Below are 1,462 nucleotides of genomic sequence, written 5' to 3'. Positions count from 1 at the left end.
CAATGCCGTTGACTTAGGGGTCTGGTGAGGGTGCGACAGCCGCAATGACCTGCAGACTTTCTGCCGGTCGACGGGTTGGCTGTGGTGGTTGCGGCCGGTCAGGGTTCCAGGACAGAAAGCGGGACATCTTGCGCTTCGCCTGACGGATCACGGATCGGAGCCTGCGGGGCGGGTTGATCTCCTCTTCGAGCTCACGGGCCACCGCGGACAGGTGCTGAGGGGGGAAAATCCCTGTTCAGCGAGGTGATGCTCCGGCGGGCTGCCCGCAGGGCCGCGGCGAAGGAGAGCCGGTCCGGATCCAGTGGTTCACTGCGGTTCACCGCTGCTCTGTGCATCAGGACCCTCAGGCCGGTGTAAAGCACCAGATGTGCGTAAATCTCCTGGAACACCAGGTCAGGGCTCTTGCTCGGCATGACGGTGCGGGTGCCGATCTGTGTCGTCTTCAGTTCGGCGAGGGTGTTCTCCACCTCCCACCGTTCACCGTAGAGGGCGGCCAGTTCGGCGGCCGGCGCCGTCTCGGAGTCCATGAGGGTGGTGATGAGTCGGTAGCGTTCGGCCTGGTCACGGCCTGGGATGTCCAGGCTGTACTCGATCACGCGGACCCGGATGTCCTGGGGCGGCCGGACGCTGCGTCCCCGCCCGCCGCGGACGGTGGAGATCCATGAACCGTCGGGGAGAACCTCCTCGACCGGCAGTTTCCAGATGCCGGGGATCCTCCACAGCAGGTCGGCGCCGGTGGCTGCCAGGTGCTGCCACAGATGGGCTCCGGGCAGGCCGCGGTCGGCCAGGACCAGCATGCCCGGCCGCAGTGAGCCGGCAAGCCGTTCGGCTAGAACCCGTTCCTTGACCCGGTAGGAGTCAACCGCGGCGTCGCAGACCACGTGGGTTCCTGACTCGACCAGCACCATGATCCGGGCCAGCGGATATCCGGTGGGTCCCTTGCCGGCCTTGGTCCGCAGTCGGCCCAGCCCGAGCTCGTTGGCCTCCGTGTCGGCAGCCTGCAGCGTCGTCCCGTCCAAGGCCATCAGCCGAAAACCCCGCCAGAACGCCCCGGGCGTCCGCTTGTCGGCCACCGCTGCACCGGCATGAACCAGCAGCTCACGCAGCACCTCCACCCCGAGGTTCTGGCGGGCACGGAAAACCGCTGCCTTGTCCGGGATCCGCCAGGCACCCCACCCGTCCTCGCGCCGCACTGCCTCGGCCAGCGTCCGCAGGACCTCCCGATACGGCTCGCCGGAGAACAACGCCCGCGCAAGCACGAAGTACACCATCAGCCTCGGCGGCAGCAGCCGCACCCTCACCTCACGCGACTGGGACTTCGCCAGCACCGCTTCCACCAACTCCGGCGGAAACACCTCTGTCAGGTCCCCCAGCCCGATCCGGTCCACCAACCGAGCGCTCATCGGACACCACCCCCTGGTATCCGTTGAACCGCCAAATCACCCCAAAGTCAACGGCATTG

General features: G+C 67.2%; 1 protein-coding gene. It reads right to left on the bottom strand.

Going from position 1 to position 1,462, the window contains the following annotated elements:
- Nucleotides 1–191: 191 nt before the first annotated feature.
- The gene (locus ACIQK6_RS43075) at nucleotides 192–1,403 is read right to left on the bottom strand and encodes an IS4 family transposase (protein WP_402697822.1); all 1,212 of its coding nucleotides are present in this window, start codon (nucleotides 1,401–1,403) and stop codon (nucleotides 192–194) included.
- Nucleotides 1,404–1,462: the final 59 nt, after the last annotated feature.

Source organism: Streptomyces sp. NPDC091682 (genome assembly GCF_044756625.1).
Classification (GTDB): Bacteria; Actinomycetota; Actinomycetes; order Streptomycetales; family Streptomycetaceae; genus Streptomyces.
Note: the sequence above shows the minus strand (reverse complement) of the source record. Positions and strands in the feature narration are given on the sequence as shown.